Origin of the sequence: Rhodococcus sp. Leaf247 (genome assembly GCF_001426185.1) — a bacterium.
Lineage (GTDB): Bacteria > Actinomycetota > Actinomycetes > Mycobacteriales > Mycobacteriaceae > Rhodococcoides.
This window is the reverse complement of sequence record NZ_LMRP01000001.1, coordinates 1,942,933-1,969,687: the sequence shown is the minus strand read 5'-3', so window position 1 is coordinate 1,969,687 and position 26,755 is coordinate 1,942,933. Positions and strand designations below refer to the sequence as shown.

The window sequence follows — 26,755 nt, the reverse complement described above, 5'->3', positions numbered from 1 at the left end:
GTCATGGGGACATACCGTAGTTCAGGGTTTGCGGAAGTACTCATCCCGGCCGAGCTTGCGCAGACGCAACCATTCGCGTAGCCCCTTCGGGTCGCGCGTGGTGACGACGAAGTACCACCCGAAGCGCACCCATTCCTGCGGCAGCAGCTTGCGCATGCCCGGCTGCGACATCAGATACCCGCGGTTGCGGTAGGTGAAATGCCGCTTCGTCGCGTCGTCCGGGTACTGGGTGTGCATGCGGCCACCCAGGATCGGCTTGAACTCGTCCGATCCGTTGGGGTGGAGATAGGCGGTCTGCAGGCAGGTGCCGAAAGCGAGCCCCGAGCGCGTGAGACGGCGGTGGATCTCCACCTCGTCACCTCGGACGAACAGCCGCAGATCGGGCACTCCGACGGCCTCGATCGCCGCGGCTGTGAACAGCGCTCCGTTGAACAGCGACGCGTACGACGGCAGCAGTTGCTCCTCGCCCAGCTCGGATCGCCACCGCCTCCACGCGGTGCCGCGCCGCAGAGGAAAGGCGAGGCGATCGGGTTCCTCGATGTCGCACACGACCGGAGACACCTCGTCGAGGCCGTACCGCTCGGCGCAGTCGAGCAGAGTCGCGAGAACGTCCGGTCCCTCGGGGCGACCGTCGTCGTCCGCCAGCCACACGCGGTCCGCGCCCAGGGCGAGTGCGTGGAGCATCCCCAGCGCGAATCCTCCGGCACCGCCGAGGTTGTGCTTGCTGCCGATGTAGGTGGTCTGCACGGACGCGTTCTCGACGAGCTCACGCACCGCCGGTTCGTCCGCGTTGTCGACGACGATCAGGTGGTCCAGTGGACGCGACTGCGCCGTCAACACCTTCAGGGACTGGGCGAGCAGTTCCCGGCGTCGGTGCGTGACGACTACACCGACGATGCGTTCAGGCACGGTCGTCGCGATCGGCAGCCTCGAGCTCGTCGATGACTCGCCGGACGTGGTCACCGGCGTCGTCGCCCTCGTACGAGCGCACCACATCCTCGATGCCGCCGCTCTCGCGCACATGTCCGTGGTCGATCCACATCGCCGAATCGCACAGCTGGGCCAGGAACTCGTTGGAGTGGGAAGCGAACACGAGGATGCCCGACCGTGCGACCAGTTGCTGCAACCGGATGCGAGCCTTCTTCATGAATTCGGCATCGACGGCGCCGATACCCTCGTCGAGAAGCAGGATCTCCGGGTCGATGCTGGTGACGACGCCCATCGCGATGCGGACGCGCATGCCGGTCGAGTAGGTACGCAGCGGCATGTCGAGATACTCGCCGAGTTCGGTGAAGTCGGCGATCTCGTCCACCTTGGACATCATCTGTTTGCGCGTCTGGCCCAGGAACAGCCCGCGGATGATGATGTTCTCGTATCCGGAGATCTCCGGGTCCATTCCGACGCCGAGGTCGAACACCGGCGCGACGCGTCCCTTGACGACGGCGCTGCCACGCGTCGGTTCGTAGATGCCCGCGAGCAGCCTCAGAAGTGTCGACTTCCCGGCGCCGTTGTGCCCGACGAGCCCGACGCGGTCGCCTTCCTTCAGCGACAGCGTGATGTCCCGCAGTGCTTCCACCACGACGACGTCGCTGCCGTTACGCCCGATCGTGCCGCCGGCCTTGCCCAGGAATGCCTTCTTCAGCGACCGCGTCTTGGCGTCGAAGATCGGGAAGTCGACGCACGCGCCGTGCGTCTCGATGCTGACTGTCATGTGTGTCTCGTCCGATCAGACCCAGTAGGGCACGCGGGCCCGGAACGTACGCATCGCCACCATGGTGACGGCCAAGCCGACCACGGTGAACGCCAGCACGATGTACCAGTGGTACGCCTGCTGGTCCTCGCCGATCAGCGGGGCGCGGAGAATGTCGAGGTAGTGGAACAGAGGGTTGATCTCGACCAGCCGGGCGCGTTCGGCTGCGGCTCCGCCCATCTTCTGCAGGTTCGCCGTGGTCCACACGATGGGCGTCATGAAGAACAGCAAGGTGACGACACTGCCGAGGATCGGCGCCAGGTCGCGGTAGCGCGTGGCGATGATGCCGAAGAGCAACGACACCCACACCATGTTGACGACGATCAGGAAGAACGCCGGTATCGCCATGACGATGGTCCAGTGCAGTTCCGGTCGGAAGACAGCCAGCATGATCAGGTAGATCAGCATGTTGTGACCCAGCAGCAGCACCTGCCGCCACACCAGCCGGTAGATGTGCACGCTGAGCGCGGACGGCAGCTGTTTGATCAGGCCCTCGTTCGCGACGAACACGTCCGCGCCCTCGAGGATCGAGGCGCTGATGAGGTTCCAGATGATGAGCCCGACGGTGACGTGCGGGAGGAACGACTTCAGGTCGATGTCGAGAAGGACCGAGTAGAGCAAACCCATGGCGACGGCCTGGACGCCGGTGGCGATGGTGATCCAGAAGGGGCCGATGACCGACCGGCGATAGCGCTGCTTGATGTCCTGCCAGCCGAGACTCAGCCACAGCTCACGCTGGGCGTATCCCTGCCGGAGATCGCGCACGGCTCGGCCGAACGTCTGCGAATCGGACGCGGGAGCCTGCCCGGAGTTCGAATCCCCGGTGTCCGAGTCGATCGCTGGTGCTGCCACGACCGACGACCCTACCGTCGGACTCCGTCAGAGGTACTGGCCGGTGCCCTGGCCGTGCTGACTCGGCGGCCCGCCGCCGATGGACACGCCGGGCGGCAGAGCGCCCTGGCGCATCTGCTCGAGCTGGGCGCGCGCCGCCATCTGTTGCGCGAACAGTGCCGTCTGGATTCCGTGGAACAAGCCCTCGAGCCACCCGACGAGCTGGGCCTGTGCGATGCGCAGTTCCGCGTCGGACGGGATGGCGTCCTCACCGAACGGGAGGGCGAGGCGCTGCAACTCCTCGCGCAGCTCCGGCGCGAGCCCCTGCTCGAGTTCGCGGATCGACGACGTGTGGATCTCCTTGAGCCGCGTGCGGCTCGCGTCGTCGAGCGGCGCGGCGCGCACTTCCTCGAGCAGCTGCTTGATCATGGTGCCGATCCGCATGACCTTCGCGGGTTGCTCGACCATGTCGGCCAGAGTCTCCTCGTCACCGTCGCGGTCGTTCGCGCCCGTCACGTCGGCTCTGGCTGCGGCCGCAGCGGCCTCGCTGGGGCTCATCGCGATGGGTCGGCCGTCGGGTCCGACGACGACGACGTGATCGGCGGTGTTGTCGTCCGAGTTCGCTTCGTAGGAAGACGTCATGTCTCCATCTTCACCCGGGACGGCGACCGGGTCGTAGCGAGGGGAGTTCACGTGCATGACCTCCATGTCCGCGGCGGCGCCTAGAGTGTGCGGCATGAGCTACGACGTCGCCCGCGTACGAGGGCTCTTTCCCTCGCTCGGCGACGGCTGGATCCATCTCGATCCGCAGCTGGGTATGCAGATCCCCGACCGGGTGGCCACCGCGGTGTCCACCACGTTCCGCGGGACCGCGTCGACACACAGAGGTCGGCACCCGTACGCGCTCCGCAGCGCGCAGGTGGCCGACGACGCCCGGCAGGCCGTCGCAGATCTGGTCGGTGGTTCACCGGAGGGCGTCGTCCTCGGTCCGGACCACGGCATCCTCCTCACCGCACTCGCAGAATCTCTGAGCACCCGTCTCGGGCTGGGGACGGGCATCGTGCTGTCCCGTCTGGACGACGAGGCCAATGTCGCCCCGTGGTTGCGCATCGCCAACCGATACGGCGCCCAGGTGCAGTGGGCGGAGGTGGACATCGAGACCTGCGAGCTGCCCAGTTGGCAGTTCGGTGAGCTCATCGCGGCCAACACCCGCCTGGTCGCCATGACGGCCGCATCGACCGTCGTCGGGTCGGCGCCCGACGTCCGCGTCGCCGCGGATCTGGTGCACGAGGCAGGCGGACTCCTCGTCGTCGACGCCGTGGGTGCCGCGCCGTACGCAGTCCTCGACATCGAGGAACTGCGCGCCGACGTGGTGGCGGTCAACGCGTCCGCGTGGGGCGGTCCGCGTGTCGGTGCCCTGGTCTTCCGCGACCCGGAGTTGCTGGACAGGCTGCCGTCGCAATCGTTGGACACCGACGCGAAGGGTGCCGCGCGCCTGGAGGTCGGCGGGCTGCACTACGCGATGCTGGCCGGGTTGACCGCCTCCGTCGAGTACCTGGCCGGCCTCGACGAGACCGCGCACGGAACGAGGCGACAGCGTCTCGAGTTGTCCATCGGGTCGCTGCAGAACTACCAGGACGGGCTGTTCGACTACCTGCAGACCCGCTTGGCGCCTCTCGATCACGTCATGGCCATCGGGCAGTCGTCGAGTCGCATCCCGTGCCTGAGCATCAGCGTCGACGGCGTCGATTCGGACAAGGTCTCGGCACGTCTCGCCGACAACCGCATCGACGTCATCAGCGGAATGCACGGCGGTAGCCGGTTGCTCGAGTCGTTGGGCGTGGCGGACGCCGGCGGCGCCGTCAGCATCGGTCTCGCGCCGTACACGACACGGCACGAGATCGATCAGCTGATCTCGGTTCTCGAGACCCTGACCTGACTCACCTGACCCGCAGGATGACCTTGCCGACGGTGGAATGGTCGTCGAGCATGCGGTGAGCCTTCGCGGCATCCGCGATCGGTACCTCGGCATGGACGACAGGAACGACCGAGCCGTCGGTGATCATCGGCCACACGCGCTCGCGCACCTGTCGGACGATGTCGGCCTTCCCGCCGGGTCCGGTCAGCGGTCGTGCGCGCAGTCCGGCGCAGTGCACGCTTCCACGAACCTTCATCAGCGCCGAGAAGTCGAACTCCGCGACCCGTCCGCCCTGCATGCCGATCGTGACCAGTCGGCCGTCCATGGCGAGTGCAGAGATGTTGGGAGACAAGTACTTCGCGCCCATGTTGTCGAGAATGACGTCGGCACCGTGTCCGTCCGTCGCGGACCGCAACTCCTCGGTGAAGTCCGTCGTCTTGTAGTCGATGAGGATGTCCGCGCCGAAGGACCGGCACGTCTCGAGCTTCTCGGCCGAGCCTGCCGTCACGGCAACGCGTGCGCCGAGCGCCTTGGCCACCTGGATCGCGTGGGTGCCGATGCCGCTGCCGCCGCCGTGGATCAGCAGCGTGTCGCCGGCGGACAGCCCGGCGTACATGACGACGTTCGACCACACCGTGCACGCGACTTCGGGGAGCGACGCGGCGACGTGCAGATCGAGACCCTCCGGAACCGGCATGACCTGTCCGGCCGGCACCACGACCTGCTCGGCGTAGCCACCGCCCGCGAGCAGCGCACACACCCGGTCGCCGACCTTCCACGCGGTGACGTCGTCGCCGACCTCCGCGATCACACCCGAGCATTCGAGCCCGAGGATGTCGGTGGCGCCGGGCGGCGGCGGATAGTTGCCCTGCCGCTGCTGCAGGTCCGCTCGGTTGACGGCGGACGCCGCGACGGAGATCAGGACTTCTCCCGGTCCCGGTACGGGATCGGGTACCTCGCTCCAGACCATGACATCGGGGTCGCCGTATTCGGTCAGTGTGATCGCATGCACAGGATCGATGGTATGCCGCGGGGCGTGAGTTGCGACGAGGTCATACCATTCGACTCGGTGACCGGACGAGACGATGCGAACGATGTGCGGCCCGGCATCGGACAACCGGTGGTGGGCCTGCTGGGTGACGTCCGCATCCGCGTCGGTACGCAGTTCTCGGGTGTGCCGGGTCTGCGAGCGCGGACACTGCTGGCGCTTCTCGCGATGACTCCCGGCAAGTTCGTCTCGGTGTCGACGATCATCGACGAACTCTGGCCCGACGGCGGACCGGAGTCGCCGAAGTCCGCCGTGCAGACCCAGGTCTCGCGTCTGCGGTCGGTGGCACCGATGATCGAGACAGGACCGGCCGGGTACCGCCTCTCACTCGATCCGAACGACGTCGACCTGTGGCGAGCCCAGCTGCTCGCCGCGTCGGCATCGTCCCTGGAACCTGCGGAAGCACTCGACACGGTCGCCGACGCGGTCGCGCTGTGGCGAGGCGACCCCGGAGGTGATCTGGGCGACAGCACCGTGGCGGCCGACGTCGCGAAGGCTGCGGCAGACATCCGCGACACGCTGGACTCGATCGCTGTGGCTGCGTCGTCGGATGTCGGTGACCACGCGTCCGCGATCGAGATCGCACGCCGACGCTGGCACCGCGACCGTGCCGACGAGACCGCGGCGTCGTCGATGATGAGCGCGCTGCACGCCGCGGGTCGCACGGCCGATGCGATCGCCGTGTTCGCCGAACTCCGTGAGCTGCTGGCAGATCGGTGGGGCATAGATCCGTCGCCGGTCGTCGCGGCACTGCATGCCGATCTGCTCGGCGCGACAGTTCCGGTCGAGCCGGTCGCGCTGTCGGGCTACCCGGTGGTGGGAGTCCGTCACGCCTCCACCGAGCTCGTGGGCCGGACGGACGACATCGCGGCGGTGGAGAGCCTGCTGTCCCGGGCGCGACTGGTGACCGTCACCGGTCCCGGCGGCAGTGGCAAGACGCGCCTGGCTCACGAGATCGGTCGTCGTGCGACACAACGGGTTCCGGTTGTCGTCGTCGAGTTGGCACCTCTGCGGAGTGGAGACGACGTGGTCGCCGCCATCAGTGGAACCCTGGGACTGAACGAGGCGGACGTCGTGATGGGGTCCTTGCCCATCGGTCCTGTCCATTCCGCGCGTGACCGGCTTCGCGACACGCTGACATCGCGTCCTCTTCTGATGATCCTGGACAACTGCGAACACGTGTCGACCGATGTTGCCGGCGTGGTGGACGAATTGATCGCCGCGAGCGATCTGGTGCGCATCCTGACCACATCTCGAACGCCGCTGGGTGTCGCTGCCGAGTCGATCTATCCTCTTCCGCCGCTGAATGTCGATGCGGGCGGGTCACCGGCCACCGATCTGTTCATCGCCCGTGCGCGGGCGGTACGACCGACCGTGGTGATCGACCCGGACAGGATCGCACGGTTGTGCACCCGTCTCGACGGTCTTCCGTTGGCCATCGAATTGGCCGCGGCGCGTGCTCGGTCGATGAGCATCGAGGAGATCGACAACGCGTTGGCCGATCGATTCTCGTTGTTGCGCAGCAAGGATCGGACTCGACCGGAGCGGCATCGGACCCTGCATGCCGTCATCGACTGGAGTTGGCAACTGCTCGACGACGGTCAGCGTCGTGCGCTCCGACGGTTGTGCCGCTTTCCTGCCGGCTTCACCTCGCATGCCGCGCGGGCGGTGGCCGAATTCGAGCCGGGCGACCGCATCGACGATGCGGTGGACGGTTTGGTGGAGCACTCGTTGCTCACGGTGGACGAGTCGGACGGGCTGAGGTTCCACATGCTCGAGACCGTCCGTGAATTCGGCGAGGAGCACCTGGCACGCGACCCCGCAGAGCGTGACGCGGTCACCGACTCGATGGTCGCGTGGGCGTCGTCCGTCGCATTACAGGCGCTCGAACTGCATCGGAACGGCAACCGTAACGCGGTCGTTCCGGCGATCGACGCCGAGCACGACAACCTGCTGGCAGTGCTTCGTGTCGCGGCGGTGGAACAACGCTGGTCCGACGTCTTCACGATCTTCCCCGCACTCGCCTACCTGTGGTCTGTGCGGGGTGCGCATTCGGAAGTCGTCAATTGGTCGGTGCGCCTTCTCGGTGCGACCGATGTCGATCCCCGCGGTGTCCCCGACGACATCGTCGTGTTCGCCTACGTCTTCATGGCGTCGCACCTGGGATACGGAGGCTCGCCCCGACAGGCGGCTCGCGCGCGCACCGCGTTGCGACGCGTTCTGCGGGCCAGGCCGGGAACGTCTCCGGCCCTGCGGTTCCCGGCGGTTTTGCTCCTGCACCGGGCCGACGGCAAGGGGCTGGCGAGGGTGCTCGCGGAGGCGGTGAGGTCTGCCGACCCGGAGATTCGAGGTACCGCGCTGATGTTGCGCGGATCGCTGCGCGAGAACCGCGGCGACCTGTACGGCGCGGAACGCGATCTTCGCGCCGCGGCGTCCATCTCGCACGATTCCGACGATCTGTGGGGCATGGCTCAGGCTGCTCAGTCACTGGGAAGTATCCACGGACAGACCGGGAGGCACGAGCAGGCCGCCGAGTTCTATCTCCACGGGGCGCAGTTGCTCTGGCGCCTCCACGCGTACGAGGAGAGTGTCCAGACGCGGACCTTCGCCGCTGCGTCTCTCGTCGCCGCGGACCGTGTCGGTGACGGGTTGGCTCTGCTGTCGGAGTTCGGGCACGGCGATCGCATCACCACGGGGCTTGCTGTGGTCGCGTCCGACGAGGCGATGAGGCATCAGACGCGAGCCACGGTTCTCGGAGCTCGGGCCGAGGCGATGCTGCGTGGAGGAGATGTGTCCACCGGTCTGGCGCTGTATCGGGACGCCGCCGAGCAGTGCCGGTCGGGGTGGGACGACATCGGAGATCCGTACGCCGTGATGTTGGCCTGCGCCTGCGTGGATGCGCATGTGCTGCACGGCGATCACGACAGGGTGGAGGATCTCGTTCGGTGGATCCGCACCCGCGTCTGTGCTCCCCGCAGTGCTCTGGCGCGAGGGGATCTTCCTCAGCTCGGTGCTGTGGCCTGCGCCGTGGGGTCGTATCTGATCGCCCGCGGGCGATCGCCCGAAGGACCGATCCTTCTGGCCGCTGCGACGTCCGTCGCGGCGCGACAGGACTTTCCGTCGATGACGATCGACCTGCATCTGGGTCTGGCGCGCGGAGTGCTCGGCATCGACGCGGTGGAGACGGCCCTGCTGCGGCGGCCCCGCACCCGGGCCGCCGCAGCGGAGTCGATCCTGGCCGCGCTGACGGATCAGGCCTTACGCATGTAGGTGCGCACGGTGAGTGGAGCGACGACCAGAACGATGACCGCCGCGCCCAGCAGCGACCACACCACATGGATTCCGGCGTGGCCGGTTCCGGCGAGTTCGCGCACCGCGGTGACCACCTGGGAAACCGGGTTCACGTTCACGAAGGCCTGAAGCCATCCGGGCATGGTGTCCACCGGGACGAAGGCGTTCGACAGGAAGGTCAACGGGAAGAGGATCAACATCGACACGCCCTGCACGGCGGACGCCTTGCTCATCAGGACACCCATCAAGGCGAAGATCCAGCTGATCGACCATGCGCACACGATCACCAGGCCGCCGGCGAGCGCAACTCCTACCGCACCGCCCTCGGGTCGGTAGCCCATGGCGAAACCTGTGGAGAACGTGATGACGGTGGCGATGACGTACCGGACGACGTCGGCGAGCAAGGCGCCCGCCAGCGGTGAGATACGTGCGATCGGAAGGGCTTTGAATCGGTCGAAGACGCCCTTGTCCATGTCCTCACGAAGTTGCGTGCCGGTGACGATCGACGTGGTGATGACCGTCTGGACCAGGATTCCGGGGATGATGACCGGCAGGTAGCTCGCGATGTCGCCGGAGATGGCGCCGCCGAAGATGTAGGTGAACATCAAGGTGAAGACGACCGGAACGAAGACGACGTCGAACAGCTGCTCCGGGTTGTGCTTCAGCTTGAGCAGACCTCGATACGCCATCGTGACGGTGTGGCGAGCGGACATCGAGACGGAGATCCGCTCGACCGGGGCGTCGACGAAGCTGGGCGCCGAGGTGGGGCTGGTCAGGGTGGTGGTCATGCGGCGTTCTCCTCGGATGTGGCGGCCGCGGAGTCGGGCCGACCGGTGATGGACATGAAGACCTCGTCGAGACTGGGTTTGGCGACGGTGATCTCGGCGACGTCGATCCCGATGTCTCGCAACGAGATCAGAATGTCCGGTGTCGCCGACGCATCTTTCATGGGCGCCGTGACGCGGCCCGATCCGGTGGCCGCGGACGCGTCGAGACCGAGGCGGGTGCTGACCAGGACACGTGCCTCCTCGGTCCGTCCGGGGTCGGCGATCACCAGAGTCATCGTGGACGTTCCCACCGACGCCTTCAAACTGTCGGCGGTGCCGTCGGCGATGACGCGTCCCCGGTCGATGACGGCGATGCGGTCGCACAGCTGATCGGCCTCGTCGAGGTACTGGGTGGTCAGCAGGACCGTCGTGCCCTCCGACACGAGTCGGCGGATGGTGTCCCACATCTGTACGCGCGTGCGGGGGTCGAGGCCGGTGGTGGGTTCGTCCAGGAACAGCAGCGGAGGTGTCGAGATGAGGCTCGCGGCCAGGTCGAGTCGCCGCCGCATTCCTCCGGAGAAATTCTTCAACGGCTTCGATGCGGCCTCGGTGAGGGCGAACTCCTCGAGAAGGTCGTTTGCACGTCGTCGGCTCTCGGCACGGCCGAGGCCGAGCAGTCGGGAGAACACGACGAGGTTCTCCGTCGCGGTGAGGTCTTCGTCGACCGACGCGTACTGGCCCGTCACGCCCACCAGGGAACGCACGGCCGTGGGCTCCGCGACGACGTCGTGGCCGAACACCCGTGCGCTGCCGCCGTCCGGGCGCAGCAGGGTGGCGAGCATGCGGACCGTGGTGGTCTTTCCCGCTCCGTTGGGTCCGAGAACTCCGTAGACCGCGCCGCGGGGAACTGTCAGGCTGACGCCGTCCACCGCGCGCTGTCGGCCGAAATTCTTGACGAGGTTGTCTGCTTCGATGGCTGGTTGCATGCGCTCAGCGTGCACCGCCCCGCTGTCACGGCACTGTCGTGCCGGTGTCGTGCCGGTGTCGGATCAGATCCGTGACGGCTCTTCCCACAGGTTGATGCCGGACTCCTTGGCGTGCTCGTCGATCCGGGCCAATTCATCGTCGTCGAAACTCAGGGTGTCCAGCGCCCCGACGTTGTCGTCGAGCTGCTCGACGGACGAGGCGCCGATCAGCACCGTCGTGACGCGTGTGTCTCGAAGTGCCCAGGCCAGCGCCATCTGCGCCAGCGACTGTCCGCGTGCCGAGGCGATGTCGTTCAGCGCGTTCAGATGTCCGCGCATGTCCTCGGTCAACCAGTCGGGGTCGAGCGATTTGCCCTGCGCCGCTCGGGATTCGTCGGGGATGCCTCCAAGGTACTTGCTCGTCAACATGCCCTGGGCGAGAGGCGAGAACGCGATGATGCCGACCCCCAACTCGTCGACCGCGGGCAGCAGATCCGACTCGATCCAGCGGTTCAGCATGGAGTAGCTGGGCTGATGGATGAGCAACGGGACCCCGGCGTCGGACAGCAGGGCGGCCATCTGACGAGTGCGTGCGGCCGAATACGAGCTGATGCCGACGTATCGGGCCTTGCCCTGCTGCACGGCGCTGATCAGCGCGCCCGCGGTCTCCTCGACCGGAGTCTCCTTGTCGGGACGGTGACTGTAGAAGATGTCGACGCTGTCGAGCCCCATCCGTTCGAGTGAACGGTCGAGTGAACTCAGCAGGTACTTCCGCGACCCGCCGAAGCCGTACGGGCCGGGCCACATGTCCCAGCCCGCCTTGGTGGAGATCACCAGTTCGTCTCGGTACGGACCGAAGTCTTCCCGCAGGATGCGGCCGAAGTTGATCTCTGCGCTGCCGTACGGCGGGCCGTAGTTGTTGGCCAGGTCGAAGTGGGTGATGCCCAGGTCGAATGCGCGGCGCAGGACGGCGCGCTGAGTGGCCAGGGGCACGTCGTCTCCGAAGTTGTGCCAGAGCCCGAGTGAGATGGCGGGAAGCTTCAGCCCGCTCGCACCGGTGAGGCGGTACGGCATGGTGTCGTAACGATGAGCGGAGGCGACATAGGGATCCGGCATCGCCCCATCCTGCCGGATGCGTGACGGTCACCAACGCGAAACCGTGCAGCCGGGCGTGCACGTTCGCTAGCGTTTGCGTGTGAGCACTTTCGGCAACTTCCAGAACGAGATCTACCTGACCGGGCTCGGTGGCCTCTCGCCCGATCTCCCCATGACGGCCGACGGTCTCGAGGACCGTGCCCGCGAGACGTTGTCCGCGGCGTCCTTCGCCTACATCGCCGGAAGTGCGTCCACCGAACGCACCGCTCGGGCCAATGTCGACGCGTTCGCCGCGCACAGGATCGTTCCCCGGATGTGGCGCGGAGCCAGCGCTCCCGACGCCCGGGACCTGTCGGTCACGGTGCTCGGTACCCCCCTGGCGGCGCCGATCCTCACCGCACCGGTAGGTGTGCTCGGCATGGTGCATCCAGCGGCGGAACCTGCAGTCGGTTCTGCCGCAGCCGAACTCGGTATCGGGTCGGTCCTGTCGACAGCGTCGTCGACACCGATGGAGGACGTCGCGGCCGAGTCCGGCGACAACTGGTGGTACCAGCTGTACTGGCCGTCCGACGAGGGCGTGGCCGAATCGCTGGTCCGCCGGGCGACGGCATCCGGAGCGAAGGTCATCGTCGTCACCGCGGACACCCCCGGAATCGGATGGCGTCCTAGGGATCTGACGCTGGGCCACCTCCCGTTCCTGCGCGCCGAGGGCATCGCAAACTATCTGTCCGATCCGGTGTTCCGCTCTCGTCTGGCGGCCCCACCCGAGGAGAGTGCGGAAGCTCTGCAGATCGCCGTCCTCACGTGGGTCGGCATGTTCGGCAATCACACTCTGCGCTTCGCGGACATCGCGCGAGTCAAGGAATGGACGCATCTTCCCGTCGTCGTCAAGGGAGTGCTGCACCCCGATGACGCCCGCGCTGCCGTCGACTCCGGTGCCGACGGCGTACTCGTCTCCAATCACGGTGGACGACAGGTGGACAACTCGATCGCCGCACTGGACGCGCTCGAACCCGTCGCCGCCGCCGTGGGGGACAGGGCGACGGTGCTGCTGGACTCGGGCATCCGATCGGGCGCCGATGTTCTGGTCGCCCTGGCGCTCGGTGCCGACGCCGTTCTCTACGGCAGGCCCTGGGTCTACGGCCTCGGTCTGGCCGGCCGCGACGGCGTCGTGCACGCGCTGCGGTGCCTCCTCGGCGACCTGGACATCACGATGGGTCTCGCCGGGTTGGCGTCCGTCGCCGACGTCGACCGGTCCATCCTGCATCGCGCCTGACGCCGGGCCCGTGATCGTGACGGCCGACGTCGACCGCAGCGGGCGGCCCATTAGTATGTGATGCGGAAGCGTGGCAGAGCGGCCTAATGCACTCGCCTTGAAAGCGAGAGACGTGTAAAAGCGTCCGTGGGTTCAAATCCCTCCGCTTCCGCCAACGAACGAGCCCCCCACCTGCAGGTGGGGGGCTCGAGTCGTACGTGTTGCCGGTACTGCTACTTCTGCTTCGCGGCGAGTCCGCGCGCCACGATGGCTGCCTGGAGATACCGCAGTCCCGACGGGACGCTCGGATCGATGCCGGTGAGCTGCCCGATGCGCTTGAGGCGGTAGTCGACGGTGTTGGCGTGGACGAACAGGTGACGCGCGGTGCGCTGCCTGTTCAGTTCGTGGCCGATGTAGGAGGTGAGCGTGTCCAGCAGTTCCGGTGCGTCGTCCAACGGTCCGAGGGCGCGCAGCAGTTGCTCCCTGCCACGACCGGGCCGTGTCAGCTGGTACTCCAGCACAAGGTCCTCGGTCCGGTACATACCGGACGGCCGACCCAACTGCCGTGTGAGAGAAAGCAGTTCGTAGACGTGCTCCGCCGCGCCGGGGATGTCCTCGCGCTCCGCCGTCGTCACGGTGGCGGTGATGGGGATTTCGCCGGCGCGAGAGAGCCGCTCGATCAGGGTGTCGATCCACTCCCGCTCACGGGGCGCGGGCAGAAGTACCGTGCCGCCCTCGGTGCTGAGCAGAGCCAGCGGGGACTTGCCGCATGTGGTGGCCAGCTCCGCCTGGATGCGTCGGAGCTTGCGGCGCGCAGAGACCGTGCGGTCGACGACGGGATTCGACTCGTCGGGATGCTGGGGGAAGTGCAAGGCGATGACCAGGTACTCGTCGGCGAGGTCGATCCCGCACTGCTGCGCGGTGGACGTGGCGTTCTGACCACCGCTGAGCAGCGTGGTGACCAAAGTATGTGTCGCCGTGTGATGTTCGGAGGCGACCGACCGGTACTCCTCGACGTAGGCGATCGAGACCTCGGTCGTGACGGCTTCCAGGAGGGTCACCAGCACGAGGGAGTTCTCGGTCAGGTTCTCCGAGTTGTGGGTCTTGGCGTCGCGGCTGACAAGAGTGAGTCCGAATCGGAAACCGTCGTGGTACGCGCGGAGGATCGACCGGAGCGGCACTCCCTCGCGAGCCCAGCGCGCTGCAGCGTCGTGGACGTTCGCCAGGTCCTTGTCGGACGGAGTCTTGCCCGACTCGAGCATGCGCACCGCCAGTCCGAGGCACTTGACCGTCACCTCGGTGACGTCGCCGTGGAGCAGTTCGCCCGGCAATGTCCCGCAGGGGGTGTTGGCCGCGAAGTGATCGACCAGGTGACGAGCCACTCCCCGGAGATCGTTCAGCGCGAGCGTGTTGCCCTTGGTACCGGCGATCAGGCCGGCCTCCACGTGGCCCGGAAGCGGACTCGGAGCTGTCTTCGGTGTGGTCATCGATCCCCCCATGACTGTGTAGTTCATGTCAGTCGTGCATGTTCTCGGGGTACCGTAACAATCATTAACGGGATTCGAGATTGTTTCGAGATACCGAACCGAGAGTGCCGGTATGAGTCGGCACATTGTTCGGTGAGGTTGCCCACCTCGTGCGCACCGACCGTGACCTGCGCTGACATCGGCGCATGATGGATGTTGAGACAAACGCACCTGCCGATTCGTCCGCAATTGTCTTGCTTCCACACAATTGAGTACCGACTGATTCATGAAATATCACAACACCGGTTTCGATCAATGAAGTGTGTTTCGGCGCTGTAAACAGTCTCGCGGTATGGTTCAGGGGTTCTTGCGGACCGAACGCAGCGGCTGCACGTGCGTTGTGACCGCTGACAAGACCGCAAGCAGTCGATTGGACGTGGAGTCGGCTCTGCCTACCAGCCAGTAGGTTGGTACGGGCTGCGTTCCATGGACGGTCGGTCCGACGCACCGATATTCAGCACGTGTGGCCCTCGGCCACGTTCTTTCCCGAAAGGTTCGGTCGATGCGACGTCCCGCTCTGCTCGCCGCCGGTTGTCTCACGGCGATGGCTGTCCTGGGTGCCGCACCCACCGCGACCGCCGAGCCGAGCGTTCCGGGGTCGTCCTTCCCGAGCCAGCCGGCAGCGTCGTCCGCACCGCGCATCGTCTCGGTCACGATGGAGACCGATCGTCGCGCCGTCCTGTCCGTGTTCTCCCCGGCGATGAGTCGCGAGATCCAGGTTCAGGTGCTGCTGCCCGCGGACCGGTCCGCACCCCGCCCGACGCTGTACATGCTCGACGGCGTCAGTGCCGGCGAGGAGTCGAACTACACCGAGAGCACGTGGACGCAGAAGACCGACGTCGTCTCCTTCTTCGCCGACAAGGCTGTCAACGTGGTCCTGCCCGTCGGCGGCCGAGGCAGCTACTACGCGGACTGGCAGCAGTCCGATCCGATTCTGGGACTCAACAAGTGGGAGACGTTCCTGACGTCCGAGCTCCCTCCTCTCCTCGATGCACGTTTCGACGGCAACGGCATCAACTCGCTGATGGGCTTGTCCATGGGCGCCCAGGGTGCGATGAACCTGCTGACCAAGCATCCGGATCTGTACACCGGAATAGCCGGCTTCAGCGGGTGCTACGACAATCGCTCCAACGAGACCAAGAACGCCGTACGAGCGACCGTGGGGTCCACCGGCGGTGACGCCACCAATATGTGGGGCCCCAACTCCGACCCCGCGTGGGCGGACAACGACCCCAGCAACCATGTCGAAGCCTTGCGCGGCAAGCAGATCTACCTGTCGACGGGTAACGGGTTCCCCGGCCCCTACGAGGCGGCCGGTGGGTTCGGCGAGAGCGTCATCGAAGCGCTCACCGTCGGCGGACCGCTCGAAGCTGCAGCAAACATCTGCACCACCGGCTTCGCGGACACGCTGCGCACCGCAGGCGTCCCCGCCACCATCGTTTTCAAGCCGTACGGCACGCACTCGTGGAGATACTGGCAGGACGAGATGCACAACTCCTGGCCCGTCGTCTCCAGGGCCCTGGGGCTCTAGCTCCTCGCGCTGCTGGGGGTGTGTGCGGCGCATCGAGCGTGCGGCACTGGGTGTGCACCCCTTCTGGTGGCCGCACACTTCTCCCCGCCGGCCGTAGAGGGTGTGCGCCCAACGCTGGGGGTGTGCACACCGGTTGCAGGTGCCACGTCGGCAGGCCGTTTGGGTGCACCCGACCGTGCGGTACGGGGTGTGTGCACCCCTTCCGGTGACCGCACACCCTTACCCGCCGGCCGTTGAGGGTGTGAACCCACCACTAGAGGTGTGTACACCCCCAGCAGCAGCCGCGAACCCCAGCGCTACGACGTGACCGGAGCGAACTGCTCAGCGGCCGCCGAGGCGAACTCGAGGAACGCGTCGTTCTCGTGCGGGTCGCCGACGGTGATGCGCACGCCGTCGTCACCGTAGGCGCGCACGATGACGCCGGCTTCGGTCGAGGCAGCCGAGAAGTCGCCGGAGGATGCGCCGAGCGGTATCCATACGAAGTTCGCGGACGAGTCGGGAACGTGGAACCCGAACCCGCGCAGCGTGTCTCGCAGTCGAGAACGCTCGGACGTCACCGTTGCCGTACGCGCCAGCAACTCGTCCGATGCTGCCAGGGAGGCTATGGCAGCACTTTGCGCGACACTGCTGACACTGAAGGCCGTGTGCACCTTCTTCATCGACGTGATGATCGACGGTGCTCCGACGGCATACCCCACCCGTAGTCCGGCGAGGCCATAGGCCTTCGAGAACGTCCGCAGCACTACGACGTTGGGTCGGGTTCGACCGATCTCGACCCCGTCGATCGTGCGGTCGGTGTACTCGAAGTACGCCTCGTCCAGCACGACCAGAATGTGGTCCGGAACGGCATCGAGGAATCGGTCCAGTGCGGCCGCATCGACGACGGTGCCGGTCGGGTTGTTGGGATTGCAGACGAACATCAACCGCGTGCGGTCGGTGACGGCGGCAGCCATCGCGTCGAGGTCGTGGACGTCATCGTCTGTCAACGGCACGCGGACGGCGGTCGCACCCGCGACGAGCGTGACGATGGGGTAGGCCTCGAAGGAGCGCCATCCGAACACGACTTCGTCGCCGGCGTTGCAGGTGATCTGGACCAGCTCCTGGCACAGGGCTACGGATCCGCATCCGGCAGCCACCGAGGTCGACGCGACACCGAGGAAGTCCGCGAGCGCCTCGACCAGCTGAGTCGACTGGTTGTCGGGATAGCGGTTCACACCGGCAGCGGCCTCCGCGATGGCGGCGACCACGCTCGGGAGGGGACCCGCGGTGGTCTCGTTGCTGGCCAGTTTGATCGCGCCGGGAAAGGAGCGCCCGGGGATGTAACCGGGGATGGCGTCGAGGTCAAGGCGGGTGCGTGCGGTCACAACAGTCGATTATGCGCCGGGGTCGGACACAGTGTGGTGTCGGCATCGGCAAGGCCCTCGCTTTAGCCATTGTCTGCCATTACCCTCTACGCATGTCGGGTCTCATCGAGGACACTGCGCCCATCCGCTCGCGCGACGAGGGGGCGGACACCACGACGCTCGATCGCGTGCCGCTCACCGCGTTCGAGCCGGACACCAGGGCCCGAGGCGGCATCGTCGTCCTGCACGAGGCCCGCACCTTCCCGCCGGCGCTCGTCGAGTTCATGAAGGCCCTGGCCGCCGACGGTTGGCTCGTGGCGGCACCACACCTGTTCCATCGTGCGGCGGGGGACGACGACGTGTTCGGCACGCCGCTGTTCGAGGACTTCGATGCGACCGTCACGTGGCTGCTCGCGCGTGAGGTGCCCGCGGACTGCATCGGGGTCATCGGTTTCGACGATGCGGGCACCGCAGCTGCTCTTGTCGCCACCGACCGGACGGTGGGCGCCGCGGTGAGCGTCGCGGCCCCCGGAATCGTGGAGCCGTTGACCGCGGATGCGCGTGCCCTCATCGACGCCGCTCCCTCTCTCAAGGCGCCGTGGCTGGCTCTGTACGGCCGCGACGACGCCCGCACACCCGTCGACCATGTCGTGAGGCTCCAGGATGCTGTAGGGAAGGCTTCGGTGGCGACACTCGTCGTCAGCTATGCGGGCGTCGAGCACCGGGCAGACGAGGAGTCGGCGCCGTACGACGGCTCAGGGAATTCAGTGGGTGACGACGCGATCGACGACGCTCAGCGACGGATCTTCGACTGGTTCGACAGTCACCTCCGATAAGGCCGCCCCACCAGCTGTTTTGCGTCTACACCGGGGCGTGTGTAATCTTCCTTCTCGGCGGTTCGCAAGGACCGGTGCCCTCGAAAGAGGTCCAGGAGGCGTGCCAGAGCGGCCGAATGGGAGTCACTGCTAATGACTTGACCCTTCACCGGGTCCGGAGGTTCAAATCCTCTCGCCTCCGCCACTTTCGACTTCGGTCGGAAGACAACTGAACAGTTCTACAGCATGCGCCCGTAGCTCAACGGATAGAGCACCTGACTACGGATCAGGAGGTTAGGGGTTCGAATCCCTTCGGGCGCACCACAGAAAGCCGGTACCAGGATCACCTGGTGCCGGCTTTCTGCATGTGTGGCTCCACCTGTTCCATGTACTATGCGATAGAACATAGAGCGGGGATCCGCCCCGCGTCAGTGGGGAGTGCGTCGTGACCGATTTCCGGACCATCACCGTCGAGCAGCGCGAGCACGTCCTGCACATCGGCCTGAACAGGCCGTCGAAGCGGAACTCCTTCACCACCGACATGATCCGAGAATTGTCGACGGCCTACGGACTTCTGGAGAGGGACGACGACCTCCGTGCCGGAGTGCTCTTCGCCCACGGTGACCATTTCACCGCTGGTCTCGATCTCGTGGACGTCGCCCAGCATCTGACGGGGAACAGTCTGCCGGTAGCCGAGGGTGGGCGGGATCCGTGGCGTCTCGACGGGACGTGGACCACTCCGGTGGTGACGGCGGTGCACGGGTGGTGCATGACCCTGGGCATCGAACTGCTGCTGGCGTCGGATATCCGAGTGGCTGCAGCGGGGACCCGCTTCTCACAGATGGAAGTTCAGCGTGGCATCTATCCGTTCGGCGGTGCGACGCTACGATTTCCTCGCGAGACCGGCTGGGGAAATGCCATGCGGTGGATGCTCACCGGCGACGAGTTCGACGCGGAGGAGGCCCGTCGCATCGGGCTCGTGCAGGAGGTCTGCGCGGATCCCGCGGCGGCGATCGATCGCGCGATCGAGCTCGCACACCGCATCGCGGAGACTGCCGCGCCACTCGGTGTGCGGGCGACGCTCGAGTCCGCTCACCGCAGCCTGATCGAAGGGGATGCCGCGGCGGCCGCGCACCTGCTTCCGGGCATCCGCACACTGTTCTCGACGTCCGACGCGGCCGAAGGGATGGCATCGTTCGTCGAGCGTCGGCGGGCGACCTTCACCGGCAGCTGACATGCACGCACACACTACGAACGGAGCCCCGATGACGATGTCGGACGAACGCAGACTCATGGCCCTCGCGGCAGTGGCCGGTATCGCGCAGAACGCGATCGCCCTGCCCTACGTCCGGAAGCACGGGACACGATCGGCCGCCGACTTCTTCGTCGGGAAGATCTGGTCCACCGTGCCCGGACGGTTCGCGATGGTCGACCTGATCCTGGTGGTCATCGCTTTCCACGTCTGGGCGCTGCCGGAGGCGCGGCGACTCGGCATCGTCCGATGGTGGCTGCTCACCGTGGTCCTGACCTTCGGGGTGGGCATCGGCTCCGCCATCCCGTTCTTCCTCGCCGTACGCGCTCGGACGGTCCGGCTCGCGGGCTGACGTCTCAGCGCACTACGCGCGCTCCTGCAGTGCCGCGGTGACCGACGCGAACATGGTGGTCTTGATCGCGCCGAGAGTGCCGCGATCCTTGCCGGCGATCGGAACGATCCGAGCTATCGCGTCCGACACCACCTCGCCGTCCGGTGCGGTGGCGTCGACGAGTCGGGCGGACAGGGCGTCGGCGCCGCCGTAGCGACGGCCCGTCGTCATCGCCACCATGGCATCCTGCGGAGACAACTTGGCCTGGATCAACGCGGCCATGCCGGGTGTGAAGGGGATATTGATATCCACCTCCGGGAAGCAGTAGAAGCCCCGGTCCTCGCGCATGACGCGGAAGTCGTGGGCCAGAGCGAACATCGCGCCGGCGCCGAAGGTGTGACCGTTGACGGCGGCGACGGTGGGCAGCGGGAACGTCAGGATCCGTGCGAACAGATCCTGCACTCGTCCGACGTACCAGTCGGCGCGCGTCCCGTTGGCCATCAGCCAGTCCAGGTCGAGCCCGTTGGAGTAGAACTTTCCCGTTCCCACGGTGACGAGCCCGCGGGCATCGGCCTCCACGCGGTCGAGGTGGGTGCCGACGGTGTCGAGCCACTCCGGCGAGAAGCGGTTCTCGTCGTTGCCGAGAGTGAGAACGGCGATGTCGTCGCGAATGTCCAGGGTGGCGGTCATGGTGAAGCCTTTCCTCGTGAGAGACCGGTGTCGGCCGCAGGTGGTGGAAGAGTCAGGACGCCGCGAACGGCGGCAGCGAGCCGCGCGCGAACGGCTGTGTCCGGAGTTCTGTTGCCGCGCAACAGGAGTGCGGTGGGGAGCTCTACGACGCAATCCTTGATCACGGCGACCGCCTCGCGGTCGGCCCGTTCCCACAGCGCATCGGACAATCGCAGGAAGAGGTCGAGGAGGGTGGCGTCGAGTGTGCGGAGATCATCGGCCGTGTCCGCCGGGATGTCGTCGCTACCCAGGAGCTCGCGGCGGGAGACGGCCAACAGGAAGCGGCCCGCCATCGGCGCGTCGAGCAGGAAGACGGCGGGGGCATCCGCTGCCGCGACCACTGCGTCGACCGCGGCGTCGTATCCGGGAGTGCGGTCCAGAGCCGCGTCGACAGCCGCACGTTGCAGGGCGAGCATCCTGCGAGCGTCGCGCACCCACACCCGTCCGAGCAGCCCCGCCCGCGAGCCGAAGGCGTGATAGAAAGCGCCGTTGGAGATCGCGGTCCTCTCGGAGACCGCGCGAACGGTGACGGACGCGGCGCCGGACTCGACGGCCAGTACTTCGGCCGCATCCATCACCGCGTCGAGGTCATGCTGGCGAGGACGAGGCATGTCGTCACCATAACAGAGCGCTTGCTCTAGTAGAGATTCAGCTACAGCCCCCGCTGCGGTGCGCTCATATTGCCGGTGGTCGGAGCACCGTCCGTGAGTGCGTACTGCAGCAGGACAGTGCCGCCGGGGCTCGCCTGCGGAGGCGCCGTCAGTGTCAGATTCGACGGCACGGTGCCCGCGTCGAACACCTTCTTGCCGACACCCAGCAGGATCGGATGAACCCAGAGATCGAGACGGTCGAACAACCGCTCCCGCAACAGCGTCTGCACCAGATCGAGACTTCCCACGACCTTGATGTCCTGATGCCGCTCTCGGATCTCGCGCACGGCGGTCGGCAGATCAGGGCCCAGTATCGAGGATCCGGCCCAGTCGAGCGTGCGCCGGTCGCGCGAGGCGACGTACTTGGGAATCCTGTTGAAGAGTTTCGCTATACCGTCGTCCGGCCCGCCCTGTTGGTGAGGCCAGTACGCAGCGAAGATGTCATAGGTCCGTCTCCCGAGCAGCAGCGCATCGGTGCCTCGGTAGGCCGCGTCGACCTGTGCTCCGGTGACGTCGTCGATCAGGGGCGCCTGCCAGCCGCCGAACGGGAACCCTTCGGGGTCCTCGTCGGGCCCGCCCGGCGCCTGTCCGACGAGATCGAGCGTCGCGAACATCTCGATCGTGATCGTTCCCATGGTGTGTCTCCTCGCGTCACGTGTGTGACGGTATGGACCACCGCACGGTCAGGAAGTCATCGCTGGACGCTGTCGAGGTTCACACGCTCCTCGCCGCCAGGCCACCGTCGACGGGAAGGCAGACCCCGTTGATGTACGCCGCATCGTCCGAGGCGAGAAAGACAGCCGCATTGGCCACGTCCTGTGGCGTGCCCATCCGTCCGGTCGGACTGGAGGCGTGGCGGGCGGCGAGTGCGGTCTCGCGAGACGCGTCGTCCACCAGGGTGTGCGAGACCAGGGGTGTGTCGATCAGCCCCGGCAGGATCGCGTTCACCCGGATACCGAACGCGGCGTATTCCAGCGCCAGCGCCACGGTCAGCTGATTCACTCCGGCCTTTCCGGCGGCATAGGCGGGATAGGAGTACCCGGTGTACCGGATGCTCGCCAGCGAGGAGACGTTCACAATCGCCCCGCGCCCCACCGAGAGCATCCACGGAATCGTGTACTTGCAGGTGAGGAACACCCCGGTGAGATTGAGCGACAGCGCGGCGTTCCACCGGTCGAGGCTCAGGTCGGTGACCTGTCCGGTGGTCACCGACCCGACGTTGTTGTGCAGGATCGTGGGCGGTCCGACGGAGTGTGCGGCGGCGTCGACGGCGTCGCGTACGCCGTCCTCGTCCGTGATGTCCGCGGCGATTGCCATCGCTCGTCCGCCGGCTCTCACGATCTCCTTCGTCGTCAGCTCAGCCTGGGCGGGATCCCGGTCGATTGCTACCACCGTCGCCCCGGCCCTGGCATAGGCGAGTGCGGCGGCGCGACCGTTGCTCATGGCCGTACCACTGGACCCAGCGCCGAACACGAGCACCACACGGCCCGACAGTGACGGTGGCATGGCGGCTCCGGATTCCGAGAACGAACGTGACCTCTCGATGGTCGTCGAGTGGTAGGCCCCCGAACCAGGGCGCCGCGTCGAGCGTCGGCGTGAAACTTCCACCATCTGTAGGAAGAACTGCGAGGCTGACATCCATGACGGGCACCCCGAGCGTCGATGCTCGCCTCCTGGAGCTGATCGACGCTCTCGCCGAACATCTCGGCCGGTCGGTCGTGGTCGACGACCCGGCAATCCGGTTGATCTGTGCGAGCAGGCATTTCGGCGACGAGGACGCCGTGCGCGTCCGCGCGGTGTTGCAACGCGACGCCGGTGCCGACGTCGGCCGGTACGTTCTGTCGCGAGGCGCCGGACGGTGGCACGGAGCGCACGTCCTCGAGGCGAGCCCGGACCTGGGGCTGACCGCGCGGCTGTGTGTGCCGCTGCACGGGCCGGGGTGGTTACTCGGTTTCCTCATGGTCATCGACGCCGACGGTTCGCTCACTCCGGAGGAGATCCGGCACATCGAGAAGGTGAGCCGGGACGTCGCATCCGTGATGCATGCGGGCTCCATCGCATCCGGCGAGGCCTCCGTCGAGCGGACGGCAGCGTTGCGCGATCTCCTCGGCAACGACGAGGCCGCTCGGCGCGCCGCCGAGGCGTGGTTCGTGAGGAACGGGGGGCCGGCGGGGTCGGCGTGCGTGACCGCGGTGTCGTTCGTCGTCACCGCGCTGGGCACACCGGACGCCTCGGTCGCGACGGCGCTGCAGGTGGCCGTCGACATGGCGGCACGGACACGCGGCGCCACTGCGCAGCACCTGGTGGACGAGGACCGCGCGCTCCTTCTGCTCACGTCCGATGTGGTTCCGACTCGTGCGGGGATCCTCGAGCACGTCCGCCGGGTGGCGGACGGCCTCGATCGGGTGCTGGGGGCCGGCTCCTATCGCTGCGCCGTCGGTGTCGGCATCTCGACCGAGGGACGCGCAGGCGCGTGGCGTGCTCGCCACCGCGCGGACGTCGCGTCACGAGCACCGTCCGATGATGTCGTCTTCTGGGACGACCTCGGGGTGGACGCGGTGCTGCTCGAGCTTCCCGCAGAGGTGATGGTCCCGGAATCCGTCCCGTTACCGCTGCGCCGCCTCATGGAGAAGGACCCGTCGGGACGGCTGACGTCGACGCTGCGGTCGTTCCTCGACCACGGTGGCTCCGTCGCGCGGACGGCTGCCGAGCTCCACATGCATCGGACGTCGCTGTACTACCGGTTGGACCGGATCCGGGAGATCACGTCCCTCGATCTCGACTCGGGACGGGACCGGCTGCAGCTTCATCTGGGGCTGCACCTGCATGACCTGACCTCGCAGTTCCGACAGAACGAGGATCGAGGCACCGCGCATCCCGACGGACCGAGGTGGTGACACAGGTCACCACGGCGCGACACTCGCTCAGTCGGTGTCTCCGCCGGCACCGACCCGAGGAGCCGCAACCATGATGGTCACCACCAGCGACGGGTGTCCGCTCGACGTCAGAGACAGCGGTCCCGGATCGACCGGTGACACCCTGGTGCTGATGCACGGATGGTCGCAGTCTCGGGCGATGTTCGACCGCGTGATCCCGCTGCTCGCTCCCACTCATCGGGTGGTGTCTTTCGACCTCCGTGGACACGGAGAGTCGGGCAAGCCGGCGACTGGCGCGCGCGTCGCACGGCTGGCAGCCGATCTGCACGAGGTTCTCGACGCCCTCGCGGTGGAGGGAGCGTGCCTGGTCGGGCACTCGTTGGGGGCCTCGGTCGCCTGGAGCTACCTGGACACCCATGGATCGTCCCGCGTCGACTCCCTCGTCGTCGTGGACCAGCCGAGCGCCTGCGCCGTCCTGCCGTGGATGACGGCGGAGGACGGCAAGGATGCAGGTGCGATCCTGGACGTCGCGGGTGCCGACGCTTTTGTAGCATCGCTGACCTCTCCCGAGAGCGACGCGATCCGCCACGCGTTCCTGGTGTCGATGCTCTCCCCGGACATCGGCGCCGACGACGTGGAATGGCTCTACCGCGAGAACCTTCGGATGCCGGCCGCGTGGGGTGCGCGGCTCCTGTTCGATCACATCATGCAGGACTGGCGAGACGTGTTGCCCGGCATCGACGTCCCCACTCTCGTGATCGGCGGCGAGGTCAGTCACGTGTCGACGGCGTCGCAGGCCTGGACTGCCGACCGCATTCCCGGTGCCGAACTTCGCGTCTTCACCAGAGCCGAAGGGGGCAGCCACTTCCCGTTCTTCGAGAATGCCGCATCCTTCGCCCCCGTGCTTCTCGACTTCCTCGCTGCGCACCGTGTTCCGTCGGGTGCTCAGCGCACCGCCGCAGCCGTCTGACCGAGCACCTCGACCAGTCCCTCCAGATCCGGCTCGTCGTCGGTCGGGTGTGCGACGACGGATGTGATGCCCATCTGCCCCAACCTGGTCACCTCGCGGGCCACGTCCGCCGCGCCACCCGTGACCGCGAGTCCGTGCGCATCGGACTTGCCCCAGCGCGCGACCTCGTCACGAATCCGGTCGTCCGCGCCGGCGCCCACCGCCACCAGTCGAGGAGCGATGATCCGGTGGTCCTCCGAGCGTCGTGCTGCGATCACCTCGGCGCACGACTCGGCCAGCTCGTCGTCCGACATCGCGGCAGCGAATAGGGTGCCGTCCGAGTGGGATGCCGCGTAACGCAACGTCTTCGGGCCGGTACCGCCGAGAAAGAACGGTTCGTTCGGGGCGGGCCACTGCAGCCGCACGGCATCGAGTGTGACGTACCGGCCGTCGACGGTGACCTCGTCGCCGCGGAGTAGAGCGCGCAAGGCTGTCGAGTACTCGTCGAGCAGGGTCATGGGAGACGCGACGCGGGCGCCGGTCTGCCCCATCCAGCGCTGCACCCCGTGTCCGACGCCGGCGAGAAATCGGCCGGGGAACAGGCGATGCAGCGAGGCGACCTCCATCGCGCACAGCGCCACGTTGCGCAGCGGTGCGGGCATGAGGCCCAGTCCGACCTGTATCCGGTCGGTGCTGGCGAGAACTGTTGCTGCGGTTGTCAGTCCGCCGTGGCTGAAGCAGTCCTCCCACAGCCAGAACTCGTCCAATCCGGCCGCGTCGGCGGCGCGGGCGACGTCGATCAGCCGAGCCGGGTCGTGTGCAGGGGTGAAGACGATACCGAGCCGCGGAGTGGTCACGAGACACGCTCCGGACGGTGGAAGCGTGACCAGTTGTCGTGCAGCACAGCGCGACACCACTCGTCACCGAGCCCTAGTCCGACGACACTCTCGAGAGCGTGGGCATAGGGATACGGAATATTGGGGAAGTCGCTGCCGAACACGATCTTGTGCTGAAGATCCTTCAGGCGAGGCAGCGCGTCCCGTGGGTACGGAGCGACGTCCTCCATGAAGTCCGTGAACACCATCGTGGTGTCCAAACCGACGTTGTCGTAGGTCTCGGCGAGGGTGAGGAACTCGTCGTACTCGGGCATGCCCATGTGAGCGATCAGGAGTGTCAGTGTCGGGAATCGTTGCAGCAGAGCCTCGATCGGCGTCGGGCCGGTGTAGGGGCCTGCTTCCGGGCCCGACCCGCAATGGATCACGACGGGCACCCGTGCATCGTCGAGCAGGGCCCAGACCTCGTCGAGGTGCGGGTCGAGCACATCGAAGGCTCCCACCTGGACATGGCATTTGACGACGCCGACACCGTCCTCGAGTGCCGCGCGGATGTACGCGCCGGCGCCGGGTTCGGCGTAGAAGGTCGCCGTGCGCACGCAGTCGGGCGTGCGGTCCGCGAACTCGCCCGCCCATGTGTTGAGCCACTGCGCCATGCCCGGCTTGTGGGGATAGAGCAAGGACGTGAAGGTGCCGACCCGGTATTCGCGCAGGAGTTCGGTACGCGCGTCCTCGTCCACGCGGTACTCGATCGGCCAGGCCCTGCCCAACCGCTCGTCGACGGTGTCGAAGTAGTTCCAGACCTTCGCCAGAACCTGGTGGGGCATGAAGTGGGTGTGGACGTCGACGATCGACGCGAGCTCGAGGTCGTCGAGCACACGGTGGACGTTGCGGATGTCGTCGTCACGGTTCTGCACGCAGTCGATCCTCGCACCCCGTGCGGGTGCTCCGGCGGAGATGTCGGATCCTTGACTTACAGACAAACCATGTCTGTAATAGC

General features: G+C 66.9%; 24 protein-coding genes, 3 tRNA genes and 1 pseudogene. 12 read left to right on the top strand and 16 right to left on the bottom strand.

Annotated features, from left to right (window positions below):
- Nucleotides 1-21 precede the first annotated feature (21 nt).
- From glfT1 to ASG64_RS09255, 4 genes are read right to left on the bottom strand one after another with little or no spacing between them, the layout of a single operon-like run.
- The gene (gene glfT1, locus ASG64_RS09270; protein WP_056073023.1) at nucleotides 22-909 is read right to left on the bottom strand and encodes a galactofuranosyltransferase GlfT1; all 888 of its coding nucleotides are present in this window, start codon (nucleotides 907-909) and stop codon (nucleotides 22-24) included.
- Entirely contained in the window at nucleotides 902-1,711 is an 810-nt protein-coding gene (wzt, locus tag ASG64_RS09265) for a galactan export ABC transporter ATP-binding subunit Wzt/RfbE (protein ID WP_042575082.1), read from the bottom strand. Before wzt ends, glfT1 begins: the two co-directional genes overlap by 8 nt.
- Before the next feature lie 15 nt (nucleotides 1,712-1,726).
- Nucleotides 1,727-2,602 carry a galactan export ABC transporter permease subunit Wzm/RfbD gene (gene wzm, locus ASG64_RS09260; protein ID WP_056072288.1) on the bottom strand — a complete coding sequence of 292 codons (876 nt, stop codon included), beginning with the start codon at nucleotides 2,600-2,602 and terminating at the stop codon, nucleotides 1,727-1,729.
- A gap of 27 nt (nucleotides 2,603-2,629) precedes the next feature.
- Nucleotides 2,630-3,223: a bacterial proteasome activator family protein gene (locus ASG64_RS09255; RefSeq protein WP_056073020.1), complete on the bottom strand. Its 594-nt coding sequence runs from the start codon at nucleotides 3,221-3,223 to the stop codon at nucleotides 2,630-2,632.
- A gap of 94 nt (nucleotides 3,224-3,317) precedes the next feature.
- Here ASG64_RS09255 and ASG64_RS09250 point away from each other — a divergent pair, with 94 nt between their 5' ends.
- Entirely contained in the window at nucleotides 3,318-4,520 is a 1,203-nt protein-coding gene (locus tag ASG64_RS09250; protein WP_056073018.1) for a cysteine desulfurase-like protein, read from the top strand.
- A 1-nt stretch (nucleotide 4,521) separates the two neighbouring features.
- Here ASG64_RS09250 and ASG64_RS09245 read toward each other — a convergent pair whose 3' ends face one another.
- The gene (locus tag ASG64_RS09245) at nucleotides 4,522-5,511 is read right to left on the bottom strand and encodes an NAD(P)H-quinone oxidoreductase (protein ID WP_056072285.1); all 990 of its coding nucleotides are present in this window, start codon (nucleotides 5,509-5,511) and stop codon (nucleotides 4,522-4,524) included.
- A gap of 57 nt (nucleotides 5,512-5,568) precedes the next feature.
- On the opposite strand from ASG64_RS09245, the gene ASG64_RS09240 reads away from it, so the two are divergent.
- On the top strand, nucleotides 5,569-8,817 hold the full coding sequence (locus ASG64_RS09240; protein ID WP_162245381.1) for a BTAD domain-containing putative transcriptional regulator: 3,249 nt from the start codon (nucleotides 5,569-5,571) through the stop codon (nucleotides 8,815-8,817).
- Here the strand turns inward: ASG64_RS09240 and ASG64_RS09235 are convergent.
- The 3 genes and pseudogenes from ASG64_RS09235 to mgrA all read right to left on the bottom strand — a co-directional run bounded on the left by ASG64_RS09235 (nucleotide 8,799) and on the right by mgrA (nucleotide 11,686).
- Nucleotides 8,799-9,626, bottom strand: coding sequence for an ABC transporter permease (locus tag ASG64_RS09235; protein ID WP_056072280.1), 828 nt, complete (start codon nucleotides 9,624-9,626; stop codon nucleotides 8,799-8,801). The genes ASG64_RS09240 and ASG64_RS09235 overlap by 19 nt on opposite strands.
- A pseudogene (locus ASG64_RS09230) lies at nucleotides 9,623-10,537 on the bottom strand (ATP-binding cassette domain-containing protein); the annotation flags it as partial. The pseudogene ASG64_RS09230 and the gene ASG64_RS09235, both read right to left, overlap by 4 nt.
- Before the next feature lie 117 nt (nucleotides 10,538-10,654).
- Nucleotides 10,655-11,686 (bottom strand): L-glyceraldehyde 3-phosphate reductase, encoded by a 1,032-nt coding sequence (mgrA, locus tag ASG64_RS09225; RefSeq protein ID WP_056072277.1) that lies wholly within the window; start codon nucleotides 11,684-11,686, stop codon nucleotides 10,655-10,657.
- A 79-nt stretch (nucleotides 11,687-11,765) separates the two neighbouring features.
- On the opposite strand from mgrA, the gene ASG64_RS09220 reads away from it, so the two are divergent.
- Both ASG64_RS09220 and ASG64_RS09215 read left to right on the top strand, forming a co-directional pair.
- Nucleotides 11,766-12,941: an alpha-hydroxy-acid oxidizing protein gene (locus ASG64_RS09220; RefSeq protein WP_042575076.1), complete on the top strand. Its 1,176-nt coding sequence runs from the start codon at nucleotides 11,766-11,768 to the stop codon at nucleotides 12,939-12,941.
- A 64-nt stretch (nucleotides 12,942-13,005) separates the two neighbouring features.
- A tRNA-Ser gene (locus tag ASG64_RS09215) sits at nucleotides 13,006-13,095 on the top strand.
- Nucleotides 13,096-13,153: 58 nt separating this feature from the next.
- On the opposite strand, the gene ASG64_RS09210 is transcribed toward ASG64_RS09215, so the two are convergent.
- Complete coding sequence (locus ASG64_RS09210) at nucleotides 13,154-14,407, bottom strand: PucR family transcriptional regulator (RefSeq protein ID WP_042575117.1); 1,254 nt, start codon at nucleotides 14,405-14,407, stop codon at nucleotides 13,154-13,156.
- Between the two features lie 541 nt (nucleotides 14,408-14,948).
- Here ASG64_RS09210 and ASG64_RS09205 point away from each other — a divergent pair.
- Nucleotides 14,949-15,977: an alpha/beta hydrolase gene (locus ASG64_RS09205; RefSeq protein ID WP_056072273.1), complete on the top strand. Its 1,029-nt coding sequence runs from the start codon at nucleotides 14,949-14,951 to the stop codon at nucleotides 15,975-15,977.
- Nucleotides 15,978-16,273: 296 nt separating this feature from the next.
- Here ASG64_RS09205 and hisC read toward each other — a convergent pair whose 3' ends face one another.
- Nucleotides 16,274-17,341: a histidinol-phosphate transaminase gene (gene hisC / locus ASG64_RS09200; protein ID WP_056072270.1), complete on the bottom strand. Its 1,068-nt coding sequence runs from the start codon at nucleotides 17,339-17,341 to the stop codon at nucleotides 16,274-16,276.
- 92 nt (nucleotides 17,342-17,433) lie between these two features.
- On the opposite strand from hisC, the gene ASG64_RS09195 reads away from it, so the two are divergent.
- The 5 genes from ASG64_RS09195 to ASG64_RS09175 all read left to right on the top strand — a co-directional run bounded on the left by ASG64_RS09195 (nucleotide 17,434) and on the right by ASG64_RS09175 (nucleotide 19,739).
- Nucleotides 17,434-18,156 (top strand): dienelactone hydrolase family protein, encoded by a 723-nt coding sequence (locus ASG64_RS09195; protein ID WP_056072267.1) that lies wholly within the window; start codon nucleotides 17,434-17,436, stop codon nucleotides 18,154-18,156.
- Between the two features lie 94 nt (nucleotides 18,157-18,250).
- A tRNA-Ser gene (locus ASG64_RS09190) sits at nucleotides 18,251-18,340 on the top strand.
- Between the two features lie 43 nt (nucleotides 18,341-18,383).
- Nucleotides 18,384-18,459 (top strand) — tRNA-Arg (locus tag ASG64_RS09185).
- 121 nt (nucleotides 18,460-18,580) lie between these two features.
- A complete protein-coding gene (locus ASG64_RS09180) occupies nucleotides 18,581-19,369 on the top strand; it encodes a crotonase/enoyl-CoA hydratase family protein (protein ID WP_042575072.1) in 789 nt (262 codons plus the stop codon).
- A 31-nt stretch (nucleotides 19,370-19,400) separates the two neighbouring features.
- Nucleotides 19,401-19,739 carry a DUF2834 domain-containing protein gene (locus ASG64_RS09175; RefSeq protein ID WP_056073014.1) on the top strand — a complete coding sequence of 113 codons (339 nt, stop codon included), beginning with the start codon at nucleotides 19,401-19,403 and terminating at the stop codon, nucleotides 19,737-19,739.
- A gap of 12 nt (nucleotides 19,740-19,751) precedes the next feature.
- Here the strand turns inward: ASG64_RS09175 and ASG64_RS09170 are convergent, their stop codons facing one another.
- From ASG64_RS09170 to ASG64_RS09155, 4 genes are all read right to left on the bottom strand, one after another.
- Nucleotides 19,752-20,408: an enoyl-CoA hydratase/isomerase family protein gene (locus tag ASG64_RS09170; RefSeq protein ID WP_056072264.1), complete on the bottom strand. Its 657-nt coding sequence runs from the start codon at nucleotides 20,406-20,408 to the stop codon at nucleotides 19,752-19,754.
- Nucleotides 20,405-21,058, bottom strand: coding sequence for a TetR/AcrR family transcriptional regulator (locus ASG64_RS09165; RefSeq protein WP_056072261.1), 654 nt, complete (start codon nucleotides 21,056-21,058; stop codon nucleotides 20,405-20,407). Before ASG64_RS09165 ends, ASG64_RS09170 begins: the two co-directional genes overlap by 4 nt.
- Before the next feature lie 41 nt (nucleotides 21,059-21,099).
- Nucleotides 21,100-21,732 (bottom strand): dihydrofolate reductase family protein, encoded by a 633-nt coding sequence (locus ASG64_RS09160; protein WP_056072258.1) that lies wholly within the window; start codon nucleotides 21,730-21,732, stop codon nucleotides 21,100-21,102.
- 79 nt (nucleotides 21,733-21,811) lie between these two features.
- Nucleotides 21,812-22,603, bottom strand: a complete 792-nt coding sequence (locus tag ASG64_RS09155) for an SDR family NAD(P)-dependent oxidoreductase (protein WP_056073011.1) — start codon at nucleotides 22,601-22,603, stop codon at nucleotides 21,812-21,814.
- A 134-nt stretch (nucleotides 22,604-22,737) separates the two neighbouring features.
- On the opposite strand from ASG64_RS09155, the gene ASG64_RS09150 reads away from it, so the two are divergent.
- Both ASG64_RS09150 and ASG64_RS09145 read left to right on the top strand, forming a co-directional pair.
- Complete coding sequence (locus ASG64_RS09150; protein WP_056072255.1) at nucleotides 22,738-23,994, top strand: PucR family transcriptional regulator; 1,257 nt, start codon at nucleotides 22,738-22,740, stop codon at nucleotides 23,992-23,994.
- A 70-nt stretch (nucleotides 23,995-24,064) separates the two neighbouring features.
- Nucleotides 24,065-24,943 (top strand): alpha/beta fold hydrolase, encoded by an 879-nt coding sequence (locus ASG64_RS09145; protein WP_056072252.1) that lies wholly within the window; start codon nucleotides 24,065-24,067, stop codon nucleotides 24,941-24,943.
- Here ASG64_RS09145 and ASG64_RS09140 read toward each other — a convergent pair.
- Together ASG64_RS09140 and ASG64_RS09135 are read right to left on the bottom strand one after the other, a co-directional pair.
- Nucleotides 24,919-25,779: an LLM class flavin-dependent oxidoreductase gene (locus ASG64_RS09140; protein ID WP_056072249.1), complete on the bottom strand. Its 861-nt coding sequence runs from the start codon at nucleotides 25,777-25,779 to the stop codon at nucleotides 24,919-24,921. The two genes, ASG64_RS09145 and ASG64_RS09140, sit on opposite strands and share 25 nt — an antisense overlap.
- Nucleotides 25,776-26,672: an amidohydrolase family protein gene (locus ASG64_RS09135; protein ID WP_442971122.1), complete on the bottom strand. Its 897-nt coding sequence runs from the start codon at nucleotides 26,670-26,672 to the stop codon at nucleotides 25,776-25,778. Before ASG64_RS09135 ends, ASG64_RS09140 begins: the two co-directional genes overlap by 4 nt.
- Nucleotides 26,673-26,755 lie beyond the last annotated feature (83 nt).